Source organism: Halobacillus sp. Marseille-Q1614 (assembly GCF_902809865.1).
GTDB lineage: Bacteria > Bacillota > Bacilli > Bacillales > Halobacillaceae > Halobacillus_A.
The window spans coordinates 2,499,287-2,524,201 of sequence record NZ_CADDWH010000001.1 but is presented as its reverse complement, the minus strand read 5'-3'; the positions used below and the strand labels follow the sequence as shown (position 1 = coordinate 2,524,201).

20 protein-coding genes are annotated in these 24,915 nt (G+C 42.3%); 14 read left to right on the top strand and 6 right to left on the bottom strand.

The annotated features are described in order from the left end of the window. Position 1: 1 nt before the first annotated feature. Positions 2–481: a site-2 protease family protein gene (locus HUS26_RS12650; RefSeq protein WP_173917494.1), complete on the bottom strand. Its 480-nt coding sequence runs from the start codon at positions 479–481 to the stop codon at positions 2–4. A 69-nt stretch (positions 482–550) separates the two neighbouring features. After that, positions 551–787, bottom strand: a complete 237-nt coding sequence (locus HUS26_RS12645; protein ID WP_173917493.1) for a hypothetical protein — start codon at positions 785–787, stop codon at positions 551–553. 202 nt (positions 788–989) lie between these two features. Here HUS26_RS12645 and HUS26_RS12640 point away from each other — a divergent pair, with 202 nt between their 5' ends. Beyond that, on the top strand, positions 990–1,835 hold the full coding sequence (locus HUS26_RS12640; RefSeq protein ID WP_371809586.1) for a DUF1206 domain-containing protein: 846 nt from the start codon (positions 990–992) through the stop codon (positions 1,833–1,835). 138 nt (positions 1,836–1,973) lie between these two features. Beyond that, a complete protein-coding gene (locus HUS26_RS12635; RefSeq protein ID WP_173917492.1) occupies positions 1,974–3,035 on the top strand; it encodes a bifunctional transcriptional activator/DNA repair enzyme AdaA in 1,062 nt (353 codons plus the stop codon). Positions 3,036–3,302: 267 nt separating this feature from the next. Here the strand turns inward: HUS26_RS12635 and HUS26_RS12630 are convergent, their stop codons facing one another. From HUS26_RS12630 to HUS26_RS12615, 4 genes are read right to left on the bottom strand one after another with little or no spacing between them, the layout of a single operon-like run. Beyond that, positions 3,303–4,736 carry an alkaline phosphatase PhoX gene (locus tag HUS26_RS12630; protein WP_173917491.1) on the bottom strand — a complete coding sequence of 478 codons (1,434 nt, stop codon included), beginning with the start codon at positions 4,734–4,736 and terminating at the stop codon, positions 3,303–3,305. A 14-nt stretch (positions 4,737–4,750) separates the two neighbouring features. Then, positions 4,751–5,482 (bottom strand): twin-arginine translocase subunit TatC, encoded by a 732-nt coding sequence (tatC, locus tag HUS26_RS12625; RefSeq protein WP_173917490.1) that lies wholly within the window; start codon positions 5,480–5,482, stop codon positions 4,751–4,753. A gap of 26 nt (positions 5,483–5,508) precedes the next feature. Continuing rightward, on the bottom strand, positions 5,509–5,727 hold the full coding sequence (tatA, locus tag HUS26_RS12620) for a twin-arginine translocase TatA/TatE family subunit (RefSeq protein ID WP_173917489.1): 219 nt from the start codon (positions 5,725–5,727) through the stop codon (positions 5,509–5,511). A 16-nt stretch (positions 5,728–5,743) separates the two neighbouring features. Then, positions 5,744–7,498 carry an alkaline phosphatase gene (locus HUS26_RS12615; protein WP_173917488.1) on the bottom strand — a complete coding sequence of 585 codons (1,755 nt, stop codon included), beginning with the start codon at positions 7,496–7,498 and terminating at the stop codon, positions 5,744–5,746. A 352-nt stretch (positions 7,499–7,850) separates the two neighbouring features. Here HUS26_RS12615 and HUS26_RS12610 point away from each other — a divergent pair, with 352 nt between their 5' ends. The 12 genes from HUS26_RS12610 (at position 7,851) to HUS26_RS12555 (ending at position 24,903) form a co-directional block, all read left to right on the top strand. Next, positions 7,851–9,071 (top strand): Bcr/CflA family efflux MFS transporter, encoded by a 1,221-nt coding sequence (locus HUS26_RS12610; protein WP_173917487.1) that lies wholly within the window; start codon positions 7,851–7,853, stop codon positions 9,069–9,071. Positions 9,072–9,215: 144 nt separating this feature from the next. Beyond that, on the top strand, positions 9,216–10,037 hold the full coding sequence (locus tag HUS26_RS12605) for a carbonic anhydrase (protein ID WP_173917486.1): 822 nt from the start codon (positions 9,216–9,218) through the stop codon (positions 10,035–10,037). A gap of 818 nt (positions 10,038–10,855) precedes the next feature. Continuing rightward, positions 10,856–12,127: an ABC transporter substrate-binding protein gene (locus HUS26_RS12600; protein ID WP_173917485.1), complete on the top strand. Its 1,272-nt coding sequence runs from the start codon at positions 10,856–10,858 to the stop codon at positions 12,125–12,127. A gap of 110 nt (positions 12,128–12,237) precedes the next feature. After that, positions 12,238–13,134, top strand: coding sequence for a carbohydrate ABC transporter permease (locus HUS26_RS12595; RefSeq protein ID WP_173918838.1), 897 nt, complete (start codon positions 12,238–12,240; stop codon positions 13,132–13,134). A gap of 3 nt (positions 13,135–13,137) precedes the next feature. Beyond that, the gene (locus HUS26_RS12590; RefSeq protein WP_173917484.1) at positions 13,138–13,977 is read left to right on the top strand and encodes a carbohydrate ABC transporter permease; all 840 of its coding nucleotides are present in this window, start codon (positions 13,138–13,140) and stop codon (positions 13,975–13,977) included. 72 nt (positions 13,978–14,049) lie between these two features. Beyond that, positions 14,050–15,063, top strand: a complete 1,014-nt coding sequence (locus tag HUS26_RS12585; protein ID WP_173917483.1) for a LacI family DNA-binding transcriptional regulator — start codon at positions 14,050–14,052, stop codon at positions 15,061–15,063. Positions 15,064–15,098: 35 nt separating this feature from the next. After that, complete coding sequence (locus HUS26_RS12580) at positions 15,099–16,445, top strand: GH1 family beta-glucosidase (RefSeq protein WP_173917482.1); 1,347 nt, start codon at positions 15,099–15,101, stop codon at positions 16,443–16,445. A gap of 64 nt (positions 16,446–16,509) precedes the next feature. After that, positions 16,510–19,485, top strand: a complete 2,976-nt coding sequence (locus HUS26_RS12575) for a carbohydrate binding domain-containing protein (RefSeq protein ID WP_254434194.1) — start codon at positions 16,510–16,512, stop codon at positions 19,483–19,485. 718 nt (positions 19,486–20,203) lie between these two features. Next, positions 20,204–20,596: a VOC family protein gene (locus HUS26_RS12570; RefSeq protein ID WP_173917481.1), complete on the top strand. Its 393-nt coding sequence runs from the start codon at positions 20,204–20,206 to the stop codon at positions 20,594–20,596. Between the two features lie 502 nt (positions 20,597–21,098). Further along, positions 21,099–22,187, top strand: coding sequence for a hypothetical protein (locus HUS26_RS12565; protein WP_173917480.1), 1,089 nt, complete (start codon positions 21,099–21,101; stop codon positions 22,185–22,187). Then, a complete protein-coding gene (locus tag HUS26_RS12560) occupies positions 22,174–24,342 on the top strand; it encodes a molybdopterin oxidoreductase family protein (RefSeq protein WP_173917479.1) in 2,169 nt (722 codons plus the stop codon). The genes HUS26_RS12565 and HUS26_RS12560 overlap by 14 nt, the downstream gene beginning before the upstream one ends. Then, a complete protein-coding gene (locus HUS26_RS12555) occupies positions 24,343–24,903 on the top strand; it encodes a 4Fe-4S dicluster domain-containing protein (RefSeq protein ID WP_173917478.1) in 561 nt (186 codons plus the stop codon). Positions 24,904–24,915 lie beyond the last annotated feature (12 nt).

Sequence of the window (24,915 nt, the reverse complement as noted above, 5' to 3'; positions counted from 1 at the left end):
TTTAGTCAATTGGATCCGCGGCTTTGCCGTATCGAATGACATCGTGGATGGCCATGCCATCACTCGGCTTTCCATCATCATTTCGATAAGGGAATAAGGAAAAGAAAATAAAGTAAATAGAAAAATAGGCATACTGATAAAAGAATAACGTCGCCGGCAATACGTCTATAGTAATTAAATAATTCATAATTAATATGACGATCAGGTTAAAGAGACTTCCTGCCAAATAAATAGAAACATGAGCCCATGTTTTGTTATAGGACAAAGCTTCATATTGGCACCATCCCTCCATGAAATACTTTTTCTTTATTTCTAAAGGCCCGATATTAAAAAGGGTTTTTCCGGTACCTATACAAAATTTTATTTTTCCGCCAAATAACCTGGCCGTAAATACGTGACCTGCTTCATGGACAAGGGTTACGATGGGCAGAATCAAAAAGAAATTCACAAAAAACATGGGGATATCACTGAGAGTAAACATAAAAACCTCCAAACAAATGAGTGAATAGACCTATAAGGAGAGGATGTTTGTCTTATGAAAAAGGAGGTTTTAAAGAACCTGTTTTAATAACTTAATTTTCAAAGTTTTTTCTTTTTCAATACAATAAAGGTAAGGGTGTCTTTCTAAGGGGAAGTATTGTACCGTTGTGGGAACAATTTTAAGATGGTGAAAAAGTTGATCATTCGAATGAATGGTTTCTAATAAGAAACTGCAGTCATTTCCATCATTATCCGTAAACTGGGCTTGTGTAAATCCTGCATTTTTAATAATCGGAAGTAATTCCAAAGTAAAGACTCCTTAAATTCAGGCATGAACCAACCTTAACATATTCCTTTCGTATTATCCTCATATAGTGATTGGTAATTGTATCTAAAGGCATATATTCCTTTTTTATCAGCTTTTAAACTGGAACTTTCAAGTGGGTTTCTATTTTTAGTATAAAGGGAAGGATGGAAGGGAGAACTTCATAGGAAATGAGGCGTAGGAAATGGGTATGGATACTACTGGAAATATGACAGCTGAACAGGCAAAAGAAGAAATTAAGCCATGGGTCAGACGTTTAGCGAGAGCTGGTTATATGGCGAAAGGGCTGGTTTACTCCCTTGTTGGACTTCTTGCTTTTATGGCTGCCATCGGTATAGGAGGTAAAACAACAGGAACGACTGGAATGCTTAGATCTCTAGCTGCGATGCCTTTAGGGAATACACTTTTATGGCTGATCGGAATTGGATTGACTTTTTATATTATCTGGGTATTTATTAAAGCTATTAAAGACCCGACAAACGAAGGAACAGATGTAACTGGGTTAATTGCCCGAACCGGTTATTTCGTAAGTGGAATTATTTACGGAACCCTGGCCTTTAATGCTTTTAAAATTGCAATGAATGCCGGAAACGGAGGAGGCTCCAAACAATCGATGTCCGCACGGCTTCTTGAAATGCCTTTAGGTGCGTGGATCCTCGGAGCGGTTGGGGCTGTCACTATTGGATATGGTATTTATGAATTGTATGGCGGTATCAGCCAGAAATTTTTAAATAAATTTCGAGTGGGAGAAATGAGCAGGCACGAGAAAAAAGCAGCCAAGAGATTTGGGACAATGGGGTTAACCGCACGTGGCATTGTTTTAGGCCTTATTGGTTTTTTCATCATTCAAACAGCCCTGACGCATAATCCTGATAAAACAAGAGGACTGGATGGGGCACTATCAGAAGTAGCTAAGCAGCCTTTTGGCCAGGTGCTGTTAGGTTTAGTGGCGCTAGGTTTAGTCCTCTATGGCGTATATCAAATGATTAGAGGACGTTATGAACATATGAGCTTCGGAAAACGAAAGTAAACGATATGGCATGGGCTTCCTGCAGGGACCTATGCTTTTTAAATGAATAGATTGATAAATTAATGCCTGATTTTCGGCTGCGCTGATTTATCCAGCGATTATAATTAAGGTAGCAGCATATGAAAGAGGTGGAGGGCAATGCTTACTTTAGAAGTCGAAAAAGAATACTACCAGGCATTACTTGATCGAAAAGCAGAATATGAAGGGGTCTTTTTTGCAGGGGTAAAGACGACAGGTGTCTTCTGCCGGCCAACCTGTCCTGCAAGAAAGCCAAAATTCGAAAACTGTGAGTTTTTTGAAACGGCAGAACAAGCTCTTCTTGCTTCGTTTCGTCCCTGCAGACGTTGCCGGCCTCTCTCACATCCAGACCATGTTTCCGAGGTTGTACGAACTTTAGTGGATGCGGTGGAAAAAGAACCGGAGAAGCGATGGAAAGACGAAGATCTTCAGGCTTTTTCCATTGATCCTTCAACGGCCAGAAGACAATTCAAAAAAAGGTTTGGTATGACTTTTGTGGAATATTCAAGGGCTAGACGAATGGGAATGGCTTTTAAACAGATAAGATCCGGCCATTCCGTAATTGATACCCAGATTACAACGGGTTATGAATCCAGCAGCGGGTTCAGGGACGCGTTTTCTAATATAATGGGAGCACCGCCCGGGCTCCAAGAGGAGTGTAACGTACTGAAGGCTTCCTGGATTGATACAAAGCTTGGCCCTATGGTAGCTGTTGCAGATGACCAGGCTCTATATTTATTAGAATTTGTACAGCGGCGAGGGCTGGAGCGAGAAATCGAACTCTTGCGGCAAAAGACAAAGTCGGCAATCATTCCAGGCTCCACAAAAATCTTGCATTCCATTGAAAAAGAGCTGACTGACTACTTTGAAGGAAGCTTAACGGCGTTTAAAACGCCTATACACATGCTGGGCTCTCCATTTCAACAACAAGTATGGAACGCATTGAGGGAGATACCTGCAGGGGTGACCCGTTCATATGCAGAGGTGGCTGCATCGCTGGAAAAACCTTCTGCTTATCGTGCTGTCGCAAGTGCAAATGGAGCTAATCAACTGGCCATTATCATTCCCTGCCATAGAGTAATTAACTCAAATGGAGAATTGGGAGGATATGGCGGAGGACTGCCGAGGAAAAGATGGATGATCCAGCATGAACGAAAGATAAGGTTGATAACTGAAAATTAACCGAAAGTCACAGTAATGTTTTGCGCAGTCTCAAAGTTTTGATTTTCTTAGCGGAAGGCGAGGTAATTTCGTTCCCTTTCTGCGGACGACCTGACAAAGCCGCCCTCACTGTGCGGTGTCTTGCCAGCCTGTTCTTCAGCAGGAGTGTCTCAAATTACCTTTACTTTAACAACATCATACGTATTACTCATCTCTTCCTTAAAAAGAGCTATTGAAGATAAGAAAAGCCGGGCCGAATTTCGGCCCGGCTTTTCTTATTCTTATATGTTAGCTAATTGGTATTCCATGACGCTGAAAAGCGGCAGCTTCCAAATCGGACATTCCATTCACTTCTGCAAAAGCTGATAATTTATCAGATAGCTGCGGTGCATATTGTGTAGGTGGAGCTGCATGTCCCATCTGTCTTCTGCGGCCGGCATTTTTTCGAGCGAAAGGTCCCCAGATGGCAAAAGTAAGACCGGGAGTCTGAATATTCATAAAGAAGGTATCTCCGTTAGCTGAAAAAGTTGGTCCTGCCAGTTCAGAATCGTTCAAGCGACTTTCCGCAAAGACGTAGGTTTCTCCTTCAGGTGTCATTCCTATCATGCGGTCAATTCCGTCACCATCTTCGGCTATCCAGAGATCTCCCCATGGGGTAATACAGATATTATCCGGCATTTCCAAATCGTTCTTGGACGTTGATTCATAGAACAGCTCGAGTGTATTGGTCGATGGAATATAGCGGTAGACTCGTCCTAATTCCTTGTCGCCGGCAGATGTGTCATCGAACCAGAAGACCCCTCCTTCAAAATAAGCCCCTTCTAAACGGCTGAATTGAATACAGCCTTTCTGGCCGGCCTCTAAGGTCGGTTTTTCTGGGTCCACATCTTTCCATACGATACCAAATTTTTGTCCGGTATAGAATTCGCTCGTTTGATCAGCGCTCATTTCTTCCATTGCGGCCGCCTGCAGCGTACCACCTTTTTGAAGAGCGCCAATTCTTTGGCTGCGGTCGTTTGGGATAAACCGGTACAGATAGCTTGGTCCTGCATCTTCTGTTAAATAAACGATTCCTGTAGCTGGATCAATCGCCGTTGCTTCATGGGAAAAGGCACCCATATCTCGAATCGGCGTCCGTGACAGCTTATTTTCCGGATCGTTTGGATCCACTTCAAAGACATAGCCATGGCCTTCTTCCAGCGTTTCTTCACATGTGAGCCACGTTCCCCAAGGGGTCGCGCCGCCTGCACAATTTCGTATCGTCCCGGAAGAAGATACGTACTCTTTCTTAATCTTGCGGTCAGGGCCTACGATAAGGGTGGTCGTGCCGCCGGTATGATCTTTTTGATATGGATTTTTCCCAATGACAGGGTACTTCGTATTTCCATCTAGTTCATGATTTCTTACAAGAATTGTAGAGTTATTGGAGCCAGGAAAAGCTGCCATGCCGTCAAATTTTTCAGGGATGGGCCGTCCATCAGACAAAGATTTTCCTTCCTCAGAAATAATTCGGTATTGGAAGCCTCTTGGCAGGTTGAGGATACCTCCTGGATCTTTTACAAGCGGTCCATATCCGGAAAATCCTTTCTTAGAACTTCCAGGAGAAGCTAACGCTTTGCTTTCACTAAAAGATAGAAGCCCAGTGGAGCTTAAAGCTATAGCTGCTGTGCTAATTCCTCCTGCCTTTAAAAAATCACGTCGGTTCATATTATTAGTATTCATTTACTTTGCCTCCTTTAAGCTGCTGAATGTTCGGCTGAAAGCTTTAATTGTTTTTTGTAGACAACACTCGATAAGGTGATGCTGATTTCATACAAAAGCAGTAAGGGTACAATGACCAGCACGTCTGAAAGAAAATCGGGCGGAGTAATGAGTACGGATACGACGATCAGAATAAAGTAAGACACCTTTCTTGCTTTTTTAAGGCGTATCGGATTTAAAATCCCAAGCCGTGTCAGGAACAGAACGACTAACGGCATTTCAAACAACAGTCCAAATGGTACGGTAAGGCTTAGCATGAAGCGGAAATATTTATCAGCGGTAAACATCATTTCAAACTGGCCTTCAGACAAGGACAATAAAAAACCAAGCACGATAGGAAACAGTAATAGGTAGCCAAATGCTATCCCCGCCAGAAAAAGAAAGAAGAGGGGAGGGATGAATCGCAGTGTGATTTGCCTTTCCCTCCTGCTCAATGCGGGTGAAACGAACCGCCAGACTTGAAAAGCCGCCACAGGTATGGTCAGAGCCATAGCAATTACAGCAGCAATCATAAGGTAAACCCACAGAATTTCACTTGGTCCAAGAACTGCCAGCTTAGTATTTAAATCCTTGATCAGCCAGCTGTAAATAGGCTTTACGAAAATAAACCCAATCACTACAAATCCGATAAACGACAGGAGCGTAAGAATAATCCGGTTCCGAAGCTCTTCTAAATGCCCGATGAGCTGCAGGTTTTTACCATCCACGACTTGTTCCTCCCATGCTGTGAATTCTATCCTGCTGAATTATTCTGCTTCTTGTTTTCAGAAAGATCATCTGCCTGCCCCTTATCTTTTCCATCACCAGAAATCAAGTCGTGGGAAGCATTTTTAAACTCTGTTAACGTTTTGCCGAAGGCACGGCCGATTTCCGGGAGCTTAGATGGTCCGAATATAATCAGGGCAATGACCAGGATTAAAATTAAACCTGGGATACCAATGTTTGTCAGCATAAATAAGGTCCTCCTCTTATTGTGTTAAGTTCAGCTGCTTTTGTTTTTCTGACTGGATCTTATGTGCTTTATCATGGGCTTCATAGCGGTCCATCTCTACTTCATTAGACGACTGCTTTCCTTGTGGGACGATGGCAGCTGATATTTCCTTGAGTCCTTCCTGATCTTTTTCATAAACGAAGGATGCTCTTGTAGATATATCAGCTCCCGGCTGAGTTACAAATGGAATAACGCGGTAGTCTGTTTTCCACTGTGAAGGAGTGACTTCGCAGCGGACGTAACCCCGGTAATCGTTAAAAAATTTAATATGCTGGTTCTGCTCAAGGATCCGGTCTGTATCTGCCCGTTTATCAGCACCATTGCCGCCGGATGTGATGGAAGTACCGACAAACTCAGCACCGAGAATACGGGATTTTAAATCATCAAAATCTGCTAATAAGTTAGATGCCCAGTTGGCATGTACATCTCCTGTTAAGACGATTAAATTGTTCAGGTTTTTATTGCCGGCAAAATTGGTTATCCGCTCGCGAGCTGGTGTGTAACCATCCCACCCATCCATGCTGTATAATGGGTCTTCCGGGCTTGGCCCGTAGTTGCGTTTAGCAAAGAAAATTTGCTGAGCCAATACATTCCACTGAGAGTGGGACTGCTGAAGGCTATCGAGCAGCCATTTCTCCTGTTTTTCTCCGAGAAGTGTGCGTGATGGGTCAAGGGACTCTTCAGTCTGCGGAGAGCTTTTATCGCCATTGGCTTGATCCGAGCGGTATTGACGAGTATCTAATACATAAAAGTCAGCTAAATCCCCGTAAGAAAAGTTCCGGTATAATTTCATATCTGGTCCATGAGGCATGGAGGATCTGCGCAGGGGCATATGCTCGTAATATGCCTGGTAGGCCGCAATTCTGCGTTTCACGAATTCTTCTACAGATTGTCCTTTCTCCGGAATCTGGTCTGCATAATTATTTTCTACTTCATGGTCATCCCACGTGACGACCCATGGAAAAGCTGCATGAGCTGATTGCAGATCCTTATCGGATCGATACTGAGCATGACGGTTTCGATAGTCTTCCAATGTTCTAATTTCTGGACCTTTGTGCATTCTTACATTCCCTGTGCCTGCTACATATTCGTTTGGACCATATTCATATATATAGTCTCCGAGGTGAAAGACGAGGTCGAGCTCTTCTTTTGCCATATGCTTATAAGCTGTGTAATAGCCGTGTTCATACTGCTGACAGGAAGCAAAAGCAAAAGCAAGACTCGATACAGGTGTGCCGGGGGCCGGGAGCGTTTTAGTTTTGCCCGTTGGACTGAAGTCCTGCCCGGCTTTAAAACGATAGTAATAAACCGTGTCAGGCTTAAGGTTTTCAACCTCAGCATGGACAGAATGTGCCAATTCAGACATAGCGATTTCTGATCCTCTTTGAACAACATTCCTGAAATGATCATCTGTGGCTATTTCCCATTTAACCGCAATATTGCGGTTCGGCATCCCGCCGCCATTTAGCGGGTCTACAGCTAATCTCGTCCATAATACAACACTGTCATGCAGAGGGTCTCCTGAAGCTACACCCAGTGTAAAAGGATAGTTTGTAAAATTCTCTTCAGCTTTTACGTGTACACTGCCTAAGGATTGGGCAATGACCATTCCAAGAGAAATCCCGGCAATTTTTCCCGCCCCATGAATAAAATCTCTGCGGCCTAAATCTTTTGCTAACGTTTGTTCATTCAGCTGCTGAATTAATTGATCCATTGATCTTTTTTCTGTCATTCGATCTGCTCCTTTCTCATGTATGTAACACTTGCTATTATAGGAGCTCATTTTTAAGAAACTGTTAATGATTGTAAATGCAAAAGGGGAGAGGTTGGGACATATTTCCTGGGAGATGAATTTCGCAATGAGAGGTAAAAAAAGAGGATGCGTCTTGGGAGTGGGTGGATGATGATATAGGATTAGTAATATAATCCTGTATTTTTTTACAGTTTAAAAATGAAATCTAAATATTACCATCGATTGTGGTAATATTTTAAATATTGGCCAGCGAGTTTAAAAGTCTTATAAAAATGGTAGATTTACTGAGGGCTTATTACTAATAGATTGGCAGGAAAGGTGTTTTTATATTATGATTCATAATCCAACAGGAAAAGAGCGTTTAGCGCTGGCTTTTCTGCTCGGTATGCTTGGGATTTTAGGTCCTTTAAATATAGATATGTATCTGCCGAGTTTCCCAGGAATTGCGAGTGATCTAGAAGCCAGCGCTTCGCTTGTGCAGCTCAGTTTAACGACTTGTTTAATTGGACTGGCGGTCGGTCAGATTGTAGTAGGTCCGATCAGTGATGCTCAAGGAAGAAGGAAGCCATTAATCATTTCGTTATTATTATTTGCACTTTCTTCTCTCCTTTGTGCGCTGGCGCCGAATATTACGATTTTAGTCGCCGCTCGTTTCCTCCAAGGCTTCACTGCTTCAGCGGGGGTTGTTCTTTCTCGTGCTGTTGTTCGTGATGTATTTTCAGGAAGAGAGCTTACTAAATTCTTTGCATTATTAATGGTGATCAATGCAACAGCGCCGATGATTGCTCCAATGGCTGGTGGAGCGATTCTTCTCCTACCATTTTCAAACTGGCAGTCGATATTTTACACGCTTAGCTTACTTGGGCTGTTAATTGTTTTAACAGTTACGATGAAGTTACCGGAAACATTGCCGCCGGAGAATCGAATTCCGAGCTCAGTCGGCAGTTCAGTCCGTACCATTGGAAGCCTTTTTAAAGATCGTTCATTTATTGGCTATGCCCTGACGATCGGATTTGTCCATGGTGGAAGCTTTGCATATGTATCGGGAACTCCGTTTGTCTATCAGGAGATTTACGGAGTATCACCCCAGGTGTTCAGTATCTTATTTGGAATAAATGGATTGGCGATTATTTCAGGGAGCTTTATTATCGGAAGGTTAGGCGGGATTATTCATGAGCGGACATTGCTTAAAACAGCGGTAATTATTGCAGTCACAGCGACCTCTGTTCTTTTAACCATGACGATAGTAAAAGGACCGCTGGCCTCAATCGTTATCCCGATCTTTATCTATATGACTTCGATGGGAATGGTCTTAACGAGTACGTTTACCCTTGCCATGGAAAAACAGGGGCATCGAGCTGGAAGTGCAAGTGCCGTATTAGGGATGCTCCCGTTATTGTTCGGATCGTTCGTTTCCCCTCTTGTTGGGATTGACGAGACAACGGCTGTACCAATGGGCGCTATTTTATTTAGTACTTCATTTATAGGGCTGGTCTTATTCTTTACTTTAACGAAGCAGCCAGACCAGCTGACACAGCAAGAAGCGAAATAAAAGGATCACTTCATGTGATCCTTTTTTATATGCTTTTAAACTTTTGATCCTAAAGTCTAGATTATTTTTTTATGAAAGAGGGGAAGCAAGTGATTAATTGGATTTGGAATAAATTAACTGAAGTAAAAAGGAGATGAATACTTAATGTCTAAGAAGCTCGCTTATCCATTTATGGCGATATCGATTAGTTTTGGAATCGCAGGGTGCCAGGAACAGACGAGAGAAACGGGAGCGCCTCAAAAAGAAGAGCAAGGCTCCGGGGAGGAAGAGAATTTAGAGCCTGCAAAATGGTCTTACCAAGGGGAGACAGGACCTGAGCATTGGGGGGAGATCGCCCCTGAATACTCGGCCTGTGCAGAAGGAGAAGAACAATCACCTATTAATATAGATTTCTCTCAAACCGTTAAAAAGGACGAAATGGAAAGCATCAAAACTAATTATCAAGAATCCTCCTTCACCTTAGTAAATAACGGTCATACTATCCAAGCAGAAGCAGCAAGTTCAAATAATAATATCGTCATTGATGGAGAGGAATATCAACTTAAGCAATTTCACTTCCATACACCAAGTGAACACTTATTTAATGACCAGTCCTACGCTATGGAACTCCATCTGGTACATGAAAGTGAAAGTGGGAAATCAGCGGTTCTTGGAGTGATGATGGAGGAGGGGGAGAAGAACGATGCTTTAGCTGAATTCTGGGATGAACTGCCTTCTGAACAGACAGATGAAAAATCGGGCCTGGAATATTCATTGGATGCTTCAAGTTTGCTGCCTGAAGATCAAACAACGTTTCAATACGGAGGTTCCCTTACCACACCTCCTTGTACGGAGGGAGTACATTGGATAATCTATGAAGAACCCCTTGAACTTTCTAAAGAACAAATCCAATTATTCGAGCAGATTTATTCTGATAACCATCGACCTGTCCAGCCTCTAAACGACCGTGAACTCATTACACGTTAGGTCTTAATTATATATAAGAAAAATCAATGAAGATTAATAAAGACTATAAAAAATCCTGACATCACAAAAGTGATGTCAGGAAAACGTTAAACAACTTAGGTGACCCAACCATGTAAGAATCATCCGTGATCTTACATATTTTTAAACTATACCTCGAAGGATAATTCCCTAAGAATTCGTTTCCTCCAGTCAGTGGTTAAGTCTAATTTTTTCACCATACCTTGATAAAGGATGATGTATCCTTGCAAGAGTACACTTAAATGTTAAACTACCTCTTTAGGGTGGGATATTCATTCCTATTGAGGTCATCGTCTTACAAGTTAAATGGTAAAACGAGCTCTCTCTACAGTGCTTTTAGCATGCAGAGCCTATCTGGATGGCCTGATATAAGGGCGTTTCCCCATTCCTCTCCACAGGTTGTGTTCCCTTTTATGACCATCATTTTATTCGTTTTGGAAACGAATTTACGATGGTTGAGCCACCTAAGCTGTTTATTTAATTTTTTTATCTTTTTCACACTCTCATTATAACACCATAAGACGAAAAGGTACATAATTTTTTAAGAAAATGTTAGCGTTTACATAGTTGTCATAACAATTAATGTGCTTAAAGGGATCCTTGTGTAGGAAACCGGTTTACTTAAAATTTGATGAATTTTAAAAATATTTATAAAAAAGTTTTTGAAAACGAATACATTACACCTTATAATCAACTTAAGTTTTCAAATTAATTGATTTTTTTTAGAGTTTTAGGAAACCGGTTTCGTTAATTTGGAAGTTGTTGTTTTTTGAGTGAAAAATTGGAAGGGGAAGGCTTAAATGAGATTGAAGAAAAGTTTGCTTTTAGTGCTGCTGCTAAGTATAAGCGCGTTTCTTTTTGCCTGCAGCGGAGATGATTCGGCTTCAGGAGAAGGAAATGTAACTTTAGATTTCTGGGTGTTTGGAGCAACGAATTATGAAGAGTTAGCGAAGGCTTACGAGGAAGAAAATCCTGATGTAAAAATTAATATTAAAAAATCTGAATTAGAAGATCATCATAACAGTCTTTTTACTGCTATATCAGCAGGGACAGGCGCTCCTGATCTTACAATGATTGAAGTAGATCAGCTCGACAGGTACAGGGAAGCACAGGAACGGTTTGTTAATTTGTATGACTTAGAGGCTGACGAAATTCAGGATCAATACTTAGAGTGGAAGTGGAACGTGGCAGAAAACGGAGAAGGAGATTTCCTTTTTGGACTTCCAACTGATATCGGACCAAAAGCAATGTACTATCATACAGAAGTGTTTGAAAAAGCTGGGCTTCCTACAGATCCAGATGAAGTCAGTGAATTAATTTCATCACCTGAAGCTTTCGCGGATGCTGCCGATAAAGTGTTAGAGGCTGCGGATAAACCAATGGTGGATAGTATGGAAATGGCGTTTCGTGCCAATATGGATGCACTTGAAGAAAGTTATTTTAATCGTGATGGAGATTTATTGATCAATGAAGAAGGTAACGGCGTAAAAGATGCTTACGATTACGCGGTTAGTTTAAACGAAGAAGGATATGTCGGCGACTATGAAATGTGGACACCTGAATGGGCTAATGCTCTAAATAAAGGAGATTTCGCAGTTGAAATGGCGCCCGCTTGGCTTAAAGGCTACATGACAGAGAATGCTCCGGAAGCTTCCGGTAAATGGAGAGTGACCACTCTGCCTGAGAAGTTTGCTGGTAACTGGGGAGGATCTTATGTATCCATTCCGGCAGAAACAGAACACAGTGAAGAAGCTTATGAATTTGCCAAGTGGCTCCTTTCACCAGAGAATCAAATGAAGTCCTTTACGGAAAACGGTCTGTTCCCTTCTACACCTGAAGTGTATGAGATGGAAGAATTCAAGACTAACTCTGATGAATATTTCGGCGGTCAAAATACAGCCGCATATTTTGCAGAAGCGGCCAAAGAGATTCCGGAAGTTTACAAAGGACCTAAATATGTAACAGTTAACAATGAAGTATTAATGGCTCTAAGAAATGTTCAGGAAGGCGGAGATCCAGAGAAAGAGTGGCAGGATGCTGTAGAACGTATTGAAGGCTTACTGCAGAGATAAGTACAAGGGAGGCCGGATGATTTCTTAATCTGGCCTTTACTATGTCAGGAGGTAGAAAATTGGAAAGTGTAGAGAAACAGCAGTATGTCTCCTCTTCAAAAGTCAGCAAAATGTCTGAGAAAAAGAAGGATATGCTCTCTGGTTATTTGTATGTTGCTCCTTTCTTTATCATTTTTGGAATAATTGGTCTTTATCCTGCCGTTTTTAGTATTGTTCTGGCATTTCAGGAGTGGAATGGTCTTGGAGAAATGGATTTTGTTGGTCTTAGTAACTTTACGATTGTCCTTCAGGATCCTTTATTTTGGAAATCCTTGTACAATACCGTCATTATTGGCCTGATGGGGACAGCCCCTCAGCTGATTGTCGGCTTAATTTTGGCTTGTTTTCTTAACATGGCGGCGATCCGGTTTACGAACTTTTTCAGAGTTACGATCTTTATGCCATACATTACCTCTATGGTAGCCGTGGCGTTAGTATTTGGAGTATTTTTCAGCAGCAATGAAACAGCGCTTGCTAACTATGTGATCGGCTGGTTCGGCATTGATCCGGTAAGCTGGAAGACGTCTGAGTGGGGAGCCAAATTTGCAATTTCACTGATGGTCTTCTGGCGGTGGGTAGGCTATAACACGATTATTTACTTGGCAGGCCTGCAAAGTATTCCGAAGCATTTGTATGAAGCAGCGACAATTGATGGAGCGAATAAAGTTCAGCAGTTTATTCATATTACTATTCCTTTATTAAAACCATTTATTTTACTGACAGTATTCATGTCAACTGTAGGTGCACTTCAGTTATTTGCTGAGCCTACTGTATTTCTAGGCGGATCTGCTTTTACACGTGATGAAGCGATGACGGTTGTTATGTACTTATACCGAGATGCATTCAGCTTAGGTTCATTTGGTACTGCCTCAGCTACAGCAGTGCTGCTCCTGATTATAATCGTTGGAGCTGCTGCGCTCAATACTTGGTTAACATCAGGGGCCGGCCGCAGAAAGAAAGGGGCTTAAACTATGGAACAGCATCGAAAAAAAATATTTAAGCCTGGAAACATTCCGGTGTACATTACTTTAGGGATTGCATCAATTCTATCAATTTTTCCATTTTACTGGATGCTGGTAATGGCCACACAGCCCAGCGCTGCGTATAATTCCATTCCGCCTACACTGGTGCCTGGCACTATGCTTGTAGAAAACTTTCAGAAGGTATTGGATACGATTCCGTTTTTTCAGGCGATGTGGAATACAATCCTGCTATGTACAAGCGTAACGGTTGTTGTATTGCTGATCAGTTCGCTTTCCGGGTTTGCATTTGCTAAATTTTCGTTTCCCGGGAAAAACTTTTTGTTTATCTGTATTCTCCTAACGATGGTGATCCCGCCTCAATTAGGGCTGATTCCGCAATACTACTTGATCTCTCAATTAGGGTGGCTCGATACATTGTTTGGTGCGGGAGTATTATTCTTATTAAACCCGTTGGGAATTTTTCTAATGCGGCAGTATATCAGCGAATCTGTACCAGATGAACTGATAGAAGCTGCCAAATTAGATGGATGCTCGAACTTTAGAATTTACCGAAGCATTGTACTGCCGATTATTAAACCGGCCTTTGCTACGCTTGGAATTATAGTGTTTACCCTCGTATGGGGAGAATTTTTATGGCAGTTCACGGTTCTGCGCGATCCCTCTTCTTATACATTACAAGTGGCGCTCGCTTCATTAAACAATGCTTTTCGGGTTGATTTTGGAATGCTGCTTTCAGGTGTATTCTGGGCAACGGTTCCATTGATTGTGATTTTCCTTATTTTCAACAAATGGTTTATTTCCAGTATTACGGAAGGTTCGATTAAATAAGCGATGCTACTCTAGCCGATTGTTGATACAATAAGTTATTGAGATGGCGGTTCCTTAAGGAGATGTAAAGAGATGGATTTAACTATACGGGATATTGCAAAAATGGCTGGTGTATCTCCTGCTACTGTGTCAAAAATTATCAACAACTATGGCGGCATCAGCGAAGCAACAAGAGACAAAGTATATAAAATCATTAAAGATACAAAATATCAGCCGACTTTCTCTGCGAAGTCTTTAGCCACTAAGAAATCAAATTTAATAGGCTTGATTTATGCAGGGAAAATCAATGTAGACTTTAAACACCCATTTTTCAATGAGGTTGTGAACACTTTTAAGAAAACAGTCGGTGCCCAAGGATATGACCTTCTCTTATTTTCCAACGAGAAATTTTATCAGGGGGAAAGTCAGTATTTGGAAAGGTGTAAGCATTTCCACGTTGATGGCTGCCTGATTATTGCGGGCGATGAAATAGAAGAGGAAATCCTTGAGATTGCCGAAAGTGATATTCCTTGCATCGGCATCGACCTTAAGCTCGACGGGCCGAAATCGAGCTATATTATGACGGATAATGCGAAAATAGGATTAAAAGTTGTAGAGTTCTTCTACTTAAATCAAATAAGAAAGATTGCTTATATTGGCGGGAAACAGGATTCTCTTGTAGCAGGCATTCGTAATCAGGGCTTTGTCGATGCGATGGAGCAATTTGGACTGTCTATAAAAGACGAGTGGATAAAATTTGGAGATTTCTTCGAGGAAAGCGGCTATACAGCTATGAAAGAAATATTGCAGGAGAAAGAATTACCTCAAGCTGTTTTTGCTGCATCGGACATGATGGCGCTTGGAGCTCTTAAAGCAATTAAAGAAAAAGGGATGTCTGTGCCTGAAGATATTCAATTAATCGGCTGCGACGATATTGAAGCCTGCCGATACAGTGATCCGCCGCTTACCACCGTCAAGCAGGATAAACAGAAATTAGGGAAGCTGGCTGCTAATATGCTGAATGATCTCATTCAAGGAAACAATAATATTCACCCGGTAAAAGTGGATCCAGAACTTGTAATTCGATCATCCAGTATAGAAAGTTAGGTTTCCTCTTACACGCTAGTAATGGAGGTTATCGAATGACAACAATAGAATTTTCAAATGAATTAAAGTGGGGAGCGGCCACCGCTTCCTATCAGATTGAAGGAGCGGCTCATGAAGACGGGAGAAGTCCTTCAATATGGGATACTTTCTCGCATACTCCGGGAAACGTAAAAAATGGAGACCACGGGGATCAAGCCTGTAACAGTTACCACTTATATAAAGAGGATATCCAGCATTTAAAGGAGCTTGGAGTGGACCTCTATCGTTTCTCGATTTCCTGGTCGAGAGTGATGCCTGAAGGAACAGGAAGCTTGAATGAAAAGGGTGTCGCCTATTACCGTAGCTTGATTGAGGAGCTGCTCAATCATAATATTAAACCAATGATTACGCTCTATCACTGGGATCTCCCTCAAACTCTTCAAGATAGGGGAGGCTGGGAGAACCGTGCCACTATCGTTGCTTTTGAAGAGTATGCTGAGGCTATGTTCAAAGAGTTCGGAGGTCAGGTGAAAAGCTGGATTACCATTAATGAACCATGGTGTGCTTCCTTTCTATCGAATTACTTAGGGATTCATGCTCCCGGAAAAAAGGACTTGCAGGCAGCGGTTGATGTATCACATCATCTATTGACCGCCCATGGGAAAGCTGTTCAGTCTTTTAGAGAGATCGTACCTGATGGAGAAATCGGATATGCACCAAATATCGGCTGGCTGGAACCTTTTAGTGCGGACGTGGAGGATCAGGATGCGTGCCGCCGCGGCATGCTATGGCAGAAAGAATGGTTTATGGACCCTGTATTCAAAGGATCATATCCAGAAGAGCTCATCCTACTGTTTGAAAAGCAGAACGCCTTTTTAAAAATTGAAGAAGGAGACCTTGAGCTTATTTCGCAGCCTATTGATTTCATGGGCATTAATTATTATACAGGCAGCCTGGGACGTCATCAGGAAAACGCAGGATTGTTTCAAGTGGAAGAGATTCCTCTTGACTACCGTCAAACAGATATAGGATGGCCGATTTACGCGGATGGTTTTTATAAAGCCCTGACGGATCTAAAAGAAACGTATGGGGACATTCCTATTTACATTACAGAAAATGGTGCCTGCTATAATCACGGAGTGGAAGACGGCAAAGTCAACGATCAGGAACGGATTGACTACTTAAAACAGCACTTAACTTCTTTGTACAGAGCCATAAAAGCAGGGGTGTCGATTAAAGGATATATCGTCTGGTCACTGCTTGATAACTTCGAGTGGGCAGAAGGATACGAGAAAAGATTTGGCATCATTCATGTCAACTTTGAAACATTCGAAAGAACAAGGAAAGAAAGCTATTATTGGTATAAGAATACTATTGAAAAGCAAAGGTTTGAGATAACCTAATTTTTTTCGATATTAACGCAACCGGTTTCCTAATTGGGAGAATTCAATTTTAAGGAGGAGTATTTTGAAAAAACTCTTAGTTGTCCTTTTAACGTTAACTGTTGTTTTTCAAGTTATGTCACTGCCTGTCTATGCAGAGAATGACAAGGCAGATGAAAGGGTCGAGTATTGGAAAGACAGAGGGCTGCTTGCGGAGCTGAATCAGAACAAGAATGAAAATGCAGAGATGACTTATGCAGAATATGCCGTACTGCTTGGGAATTTGTTCAATATCAGCAGTGAGCGTATACTTGAATTCTCTAAAGATGCCGGGTTCATAGAAAAGAACGAGAAGGCGGCCATTAAACAGGCGGCAGCGGTAAATATTCTTCAATCTTTATTACCTGAATCCTTTACAAGCGAATGGGAGGAAGGTTCAAACCATCCATTAAAGCGGATCGATGCGATTTTAATGGTCGACTCCCTTATCCAGGGCTACTTTTATAAGCAATGGACGTACGCAGATCAGCATATTAAAGGAAATGCCTGGATCAATCATTCTGATGTTTCTTTAGAAAACACCTCAATCAATGGTGATCTTTTTATTACTGAAGGTGCCGATCCGGGAAACATCATCTTGAAAAATACGAAAGTCAGCGGCACGCTCTATATTGATGAAAAGCTTCAGAATAAAGTGAAATCCGTTAACTCGGACTTAAACAAAGTCGTTATCGTGGATGCGGACCAAAAGGAATCAGACTGGTCTCTCGTATGGTCCGATGAGTTCATATCTAGCGAAATTGATCAATCGAAGTGGTCGCATGATACTGGAAACTGGCTTGTAGACGAAAATGGCGAGGGAATCTCTCCGGGCTGGGGCAACAACGAATTACAGTATTACACCGATTCATCAGATAACTCTTATATCGAAGACGGTAAACTGGTCATCGAGGCTAAAGAAGAAGAGGAACCTGTCAGTGACTCATTTGGAAGTTACGACTATACTTCAGCTAAGTTAACATCCAAAGGGCTTTTCAGCCAAAAGTACGGAAAATTCGAAGCAAGAATGAAGCTGCCTGAAGGTCAAGGCTATTGGCCGGCCTTCTGGATGATGCCTGAAGATGGAGTTTATGGGGACTGGCCGGTTTCCGGTGAGATCGATATTATGGAAGCAGCCGGAAAAGATACGAGTAAAATCGGCGGTACGATTCATTACGGAGAGGAATATCCGAATAATACTTACAAAGGAACCGAGTACCATTTTCCTGAAGGAGAAGATTACACCGACTTCCATACGTACTCTGTTGAATGGGAACCAGGAGAAATACGCTGGTACGTTGATGGAGAATTATATCAAACATTAGATAATTGGTTTGGTAAAGGGATGAACCAGTCTGATAAATATGCTTTCCCTGCTCCATTTGACCAGGAATTCTATTTAATTATGAATCTAGCGGTTGGCGGCTGGTATGGCGGCAATCCGGATGAATCTACAGAGTTTCCTGGAAAAATGGAAGTAGACTATGTAAGAGCCTATGAGCTTACAGGTCGTGATTATAAAGAGCCTGTAGAACCTGTTGTTGTAAAAGATGAGCTGCCGGAAGATGCCAAACAGCCATTAGAAGATGGAAACTTAATTTATGATAACGAGTATAATGAGCCTTTTACAATAATCGATCAGCATGAAGATACGTTTAACGAGAATTATTGGAATCTTGTCCAGCTGCCGGACTTTCAAGGGAACGGCACCATTGAGAAGGAAGAGCTAGACGGCATTCCTTTTGCAAAAACAAATGTGGGTAATCCGGGCAATGCTCTCTGGTCTCTGCAGCTGATTCAAAAGCTTGCGATTCTTGAAGGTAATACGTATCGAGTTACTTTTGATGCGAAATCTGATACCAATCGTAATATGATGACGAAGATTTCCGGTGGAGAAGAAAGAGGATTTGCTAATTATTCCGGAGAGAAAACGATTGAGCTTAGTGATCAAGTTCAGTCCTATGAATATACTTTTACCCTAAACCAAGATACAGATCTAGGCGCTCGCATAGAGTTTAATATGGGAAGCAACGGAACGGCACCTGTCTGGATTGGAAATGTCCGAGTCGAAAATATCACGGGGGAATATGAGGAGAATAACTCAAAGCCGCCTTTAGCGGATGGAAATCTCATTTATAATGGAACTTTTGATCAGGGGGATATGACAAGAACCAGCTACTGGGAACTTGTGACATCAGAGCAGTCTTACGCTGAAATGAGCGTTTCTGAAGAACAACGAGAAATGCAAGTTGATATTCTAAAAGAAGGTGTAAATCCTGAAGATGTTCAGTTAAAACAATCAGGGATCCCATTGGAAAAAGGGGAAGATTATGAACTGACATTTAACGCAAGAGCAGAGCAAAACAAAACCATCGAAGTAGATTTAGTAAGTGAAGATGGCAGAGAAATCTATAAGAGCGAAGCGATCACACTAACCGAAGAAATGGAAAATCATACTGTAGAATTTACCATGCCGGAATCCGCTCCAAAAGGACAGTTGACGTTTATGGTCGGCGGTCAGCCTGGTGACGTCTATTTAGATAATGTAAGAATGATTCAAACATCCAGCGACATTGAGCTTTATCCATTAAAAAATGGTGATTTTTCATCAGGTCTAGACCATTGGACTGAATATATTCACTTCGATGCGCAAGCGAATGTTTCAACTGACGAAGGTGTGCTGAATGTAGATATTCAAGAGGGCGGGAATGAAGCCTGGAGTGTTCTTATGGAACAAAAAGGTCTTTCGTTATCGAAAGGAATCACTTATGTTCTCTCTTTTGACGCGAGTTCCAGTGTGGCAAGAGATATTGAAGTTACCCTTGAAAATGACAATTATCACCGTTATTTCAATGAAGTAGTTGCTGTAAATGAAGACAAACAGCGCTTTGATTTTGAGTTTGATATGACGGCTGATGACCAGGCTTCGCTTAAATTTTTGATGGGGAAACTAAGTAAGGAACATGATATTACAATTGATAATGTAGTACTTGAAGTGAAAAATGCAAGCGAATATGAATGATAAAAAGGCTATCCTCTTTAACTTGAGGATAGCCTCAGCTTGTAGAGAAACCACGTGTTTTTTAAACGACCGACTTCCTTTCAAAGGATAAGATGCAGCGAAGGGCTCCGGGAAACGGATCGCTTTCCATGGGCGTACGGTGAGCTTCCTTAAGGCTTCGCCTTTTAGGAATCTCACCGTTTCCTTTCGCCCTTATCCTCATAAGTTTTTCTCTCTCGTTCTATTAGCTCTCTTCATGGAGCCTGAACTCTTAAGGATGCGATGTACCAGGTGAAAAGTCAGCTTACTCCTCTTCTCACATGAATAGGATTCCATTCCTTTCTCTTCGTAATGGGGAGGGAGGCAGCGAGACTCCTGCGGGAAATGCAAGACTGGCTAGCCCCCGCAGGGCTTAAAAGCCCGAGGAGGATTGCCGTCTTCCCCGTGGAAAGTGAGGTGGTTCCCGACCCATTTCTCCCCTTTTATGGCCAATGGAATCCTGCCTGCTACGCTAGGCTTTAACAGAAAACTATATAAAAAAAACCTGTTGTGACTTTCTCGACAGCCTGAGGCTATCCTCTTTAGATTTGCAGAACCTACTAAGCAAGCGGAACCAAACCTTATCAGACCAAATGAAATATTTTTGTAAAATAATAGTAAGCGAATTTAGATATGGATGTTACCGCTTTCTTGATATAATGGACGAATAGATGACTATTATTTATAAGGAGCGGATAAGGTGGAAAAAGTTACGCCATTTCTGATGTTTCAGGGACAGGCTGAAGAAGCGATGAATTTCTATACAACTTTAGTGGAAGACTCTAAAATTAAGGAAATCACCCGTTATGGATCTGAAGAGGTCGGTAAAGAGGGAAGTGTTATGCAGGCGATCTTCTCATTAAAAGGACAGGAGTTCATGTGTATTGACAGCCATGTGCATCATGAGTTTACTTTTACGCCTTCGTTTTCCATATTTCTTACTTGCGAGAGTGAAAAAGAGATTGATCAGCTTTACAGCAGTTTGGGAGAAGGCGGGGATAAATTAATGCCGCTGGACGATTACTCTTTCAGCCGGAAGTTTGCCTGGATTGTTGATCAGTTTGGGATCTCGTGGCAGCTGAACCTTCCGTAGACAATTAGTTAAAAGATATTTAGTAGTTAGATGCAGGAGAGTCTTTTAGGGCGAGGCGAAGGGATCGAATCCTTCGAGGCTTCTGTGGAAAAACGGGCGATCCGAGACCCCGCGTCTGTTGGGCACGGAAAGCGTGCGGTCTTCGAACCCGCAGCTATATAATATAAGGCATACAACGAAGAGGTCGAAATCTAAATAAAGAGCTGTGAGACATTATCGGCAGCGTTAAGCTCTTACCGGGCATTCCCGTAAGAGCTTTTTTGTATGCATAAAAAGCCGCAGAAAAAGGAGAGAAAGTTCGAGGGGAAAATGAATATCATAGCATGTAGTTCTAACCTTGATAAGAAAGAGGGTGGCCATGTTGAAAGTCATCTGATAAAGATATAGGGGAATCCCCCTTTTCGATATCGGGAAGTTCCCCTATTACAAAATCAACAGTAAATTTCTATACTGAAATTATAGGTTTTGGGAAAAAGAACCAGAACTGGGGAGGAAGAAAGACATGGAAGAAACTGTGCAAAGAAATATAGGAAAGACCACCCGTTCTTTTGATAATGCGTTCGCTTCAAAGTTTGCTAAATCTGTTTTTATATCGATAAGCATTCTTGTAATTCTTTCATTCATCGGAACGAGGATGTTCACTCATGTTGATTTAAATTTATACGGCTACATAATTGGAACATTTGTCTTTATCGGGGGATTCTTCTACCGATTTATTGCCTGGGGAGAAAGGCCTCCAACGAAAATATTCATAAAAAAAGGAATCCGTCTGTTATTTCGAAAGTCTACTCCTAAAACGTCCTTGGAGCACTTAGGAACTTATAAATTTATTTGGAACCGCGGGATTTATCGATGGACACAGCACGTAATGCTCGGCTGGGGTGTTATCCTTTCCTGCCTTGTCACTTTTCCGCTCGTGTTCGGATGGATATATTTCACGATGGAGGAAGGAGGTTATTACACGGTCGTCGCGATGGGGATCGATGTAATGACAGTGGATGCTGACGGGATCATTGCTTTCTTCTTTTATAATGCTCTTAACTTTACAGCCATTATGGTAATCATTGGAGTATGTATGGTGCTCTACCGCCGTTTGAAAAACATGCAGGCCAGAGCTGAGCAGAAGTTCATCTATGATTTTCTCCCGCTGTATCTCCTTTTATTTATCAGTATTACAGGCTTGATTTTAACTTTTATGAACGTATTTTTACATGGGGCGGGCCACTATGTCATGTCAATGATCCACCAATACTCGGTGATTATCACTCTGATTTATCTGCCTTTTGGAAAGCTTGCTCACATTCCTTTCCGGCCTCTTAGTGTGTTTGCGCGAAATTACCGCGAACATTACGGTGAGCAGTCGATGAAAAAATGCAAAGTATGTAACGAGAAATTTGTATCTACGGAACAATCTCAGGATGTCATTCAAGTACTCGGACAAAATGAAATTGATTTTCATATGGAGAAAGAAGGATTTCATTTGGCGGAGTTGTGCCTGCCTTGTCGCAGAAAATACCGCGTAGCTAGATTTTCTGGATTTCCTACACATGAAGTGAAGACGAAGGAGGCCAACCAAAATGCAAAGGGATAAATTTTTCCGCGAGATTGAAAACGTAAAGCACCCGAATGAGAAGCTGATTAAGACGCACTGCAGTTATTGCGGGATGCAGTGCGGGATGAACTTAAGGGTGAATACTTTGAATAATAAAATTATCGGTGTAGAACCACGATACGACTGGCCGGTGACGGTTGGGAAAATGTGCCCGAAAGGAGTTACAGCTTACCAGCAGACGAACCATGAAGACCGGCTGCTGCGTCCATTAATTCGTGATGATCAGTCACTGAAGGGGACGAAGGAAGGTTTTCGCGAAGCCAGCTGGGAAGAGGCCTATGATCTGATTGTCAGTAAGTTTAAGAAACTGCAGTCAAAACATGGGAAAGACAGCCTTTCTGTGTTTAGTGGTGTATCGATGACCAATGAAAAATGTTACCTAACCGGGAAGTTTGCCAGAGTAGCGTTAGGCACAAGGTACATTGATTACAACGGACGCTTCTGTATGTCCAGTGCAGCGGGTGGATTCTTGAGGTCTTTCGGAGTTGATCGCGGTTCGACCCTGCCATGGACGGATCTTCACGAGACGGATTGCTTGTTTATCGCTGGAAGCAACACGGCGGAATGTCACCCTACTTCCATGTTTCGCGTTTGGAATGTGCAAGAGCGCGGAGGATATATTATTGTCGTTGACCCGAGGGAAACACCTCTCGCTAGGAGAGCGGATGTCCATCTTGACTTAAAACCCGGGACTGACCTTGCGTTAGCCAACGGAATTCTTCACCTTTTGATTGAAAATGGTTATGCCGATGAAAATTTCATCAAAAACCATACAAACGGGTTTAAAGAAACAAAAGCATTAGTAAGGGATTTCACACCTGAATATGTGAGCCATATCACAGGAGTGGCCACTGAAAAAATTGAACGGGCAGCTGAGATTTATGGGAAGGCTCCTAACGCGGTGGTTATGTTTGCCCGCGGTATCGAGCAGCAGCATAAAGGGGTAGACAATGTCTCTGGCTATACGAATATGGCGCTTGTGACCGGGAAGATCGGCCGGCCGAAATCCGGAGTTGCCACATTCACAGGCCAGGGAAATGGGCAGGGCGGCCGTGAACATGGTCAGAAATCAGACCTGCTCCCGGGTTATCGTAAAATTACCAATCCACAACACGTAAAAGAAGTGTGTAAAGTATGGGGTATTACACCAGAGGAAATGCCCAAACCAGGGGTCTCCGCTTATGAAATGTTTGAGCTGATGAATGAAAAAGAAATCCGCGGCCTTTACCTGCTTTGTTCCAACCCGGCTGTTTCAGCTCCCAATTTAAATTTTGTGAAAAAAGCAATGAAAAACCTGGATTTCATGGTGTGTGCTGACTTTTACTTATCTGAATCGGCAGAGTTCGCCGATGTAATTCTTCCTTCTGTAACTTGGGCGGAAGATGAAGGAACGGTCACTAATCTGGAAGGGAGAATTATAAAAATCAATAAAGCCCAGGAGCCGATTGGAGAGGCTAAACCCGATTGGCAGATTCAAATTGAATTGGCGGAGCGTCTTGGGAAAGAAAAGTACTTTTCTCATTTAAAATCAGCGAGAGATGTGGCTGAAGAATTCAGGCTGGCTTCTAAAGGTGGAAACGCTGATTACTACGGCGCTACGTGGGATAAGATCGATAAGCAGGATGGGGTGTTCTGGCCGTGTAAAGATGAAAGTGATACAGGGACTCCTCACATGTTTTTAGATAAAAAATTCTATCATCCTGATGGGAAAGCGAAAATCTGTGCTCTGCCTTACCGGCCTCCCGCAGAAGAGCCTTGTAAAAAGTATCCGCTCCGCCTAACGACAGGGCGGGTCGTTTACCACTACTTATCCGGTAATCAAACGAGAAGGATACCGTTTTTAAAAGATATGTGTCCAGAAGCTTATGTGGAGGTTCACCCAAAAACAGCAGCTGTGTATGAGATCGAGCATGATGAAGAAGTCCGGCTTTATACGCGAAGGGGAGAAAGTATCTATAAAGTGAAGATAACAGAAGCGATTCGTAAAGATACCGTATTTGTTCCTTATCATTTTGGTCATGAAGAAGCGATTAATCTTCTGACGATTGCAGCGCTTGATCCAATATCTAGAATGCCGGAGTTCAAAGCGTGTGCAGCTCAAATTAAGAAATTATCACCTAAGAAGGTGCTGTAAATGAAAAAAAGATTATATATCGAATTAGAGAATTGCATCGGCTGCCGTTCTTGTTTAGCGGCGTGTACGCAGTGTGGAGGACATGAGCAGCGAAACAGAAACTATGTCTATGACGTGAATCCTCATGTCAGCCGTCAGACGATGCCGCTTATGTGCCTGCACTGTGAGAATCCGGCTTGTGCCAGAAGCTGTCCGGCGCAGGCGATCCAGATTCATGAAACAGGAGCCGTTTTATCTGCCTTAGTTGAAAAGTGTATTGGCTGCCAAAACTGTACGATTGCCTGCCCTTATGGTATTCCTAAATTCGATGAAGAACAGAACTTAATGTATAAATGCGACCTTTGCATTGACCGTACGAAAGACGGTATCCCGCCGATGTGTGCCAGTGTCTGCCCTTCCAACACGCTGCAGTGGCTTACGGAAGAAGAAATTGAGCAAAAACAGCAGAAGCATGACCTCGATAATGGGAAATGGGTGACCAGTCTGCCATATCTCGAAGGGAGCACAAACGTTAAAGTGAATCTGCCTGGCATATTACAAGGAACGGAGAAACTCTTTTAAGGAGGAGACCTA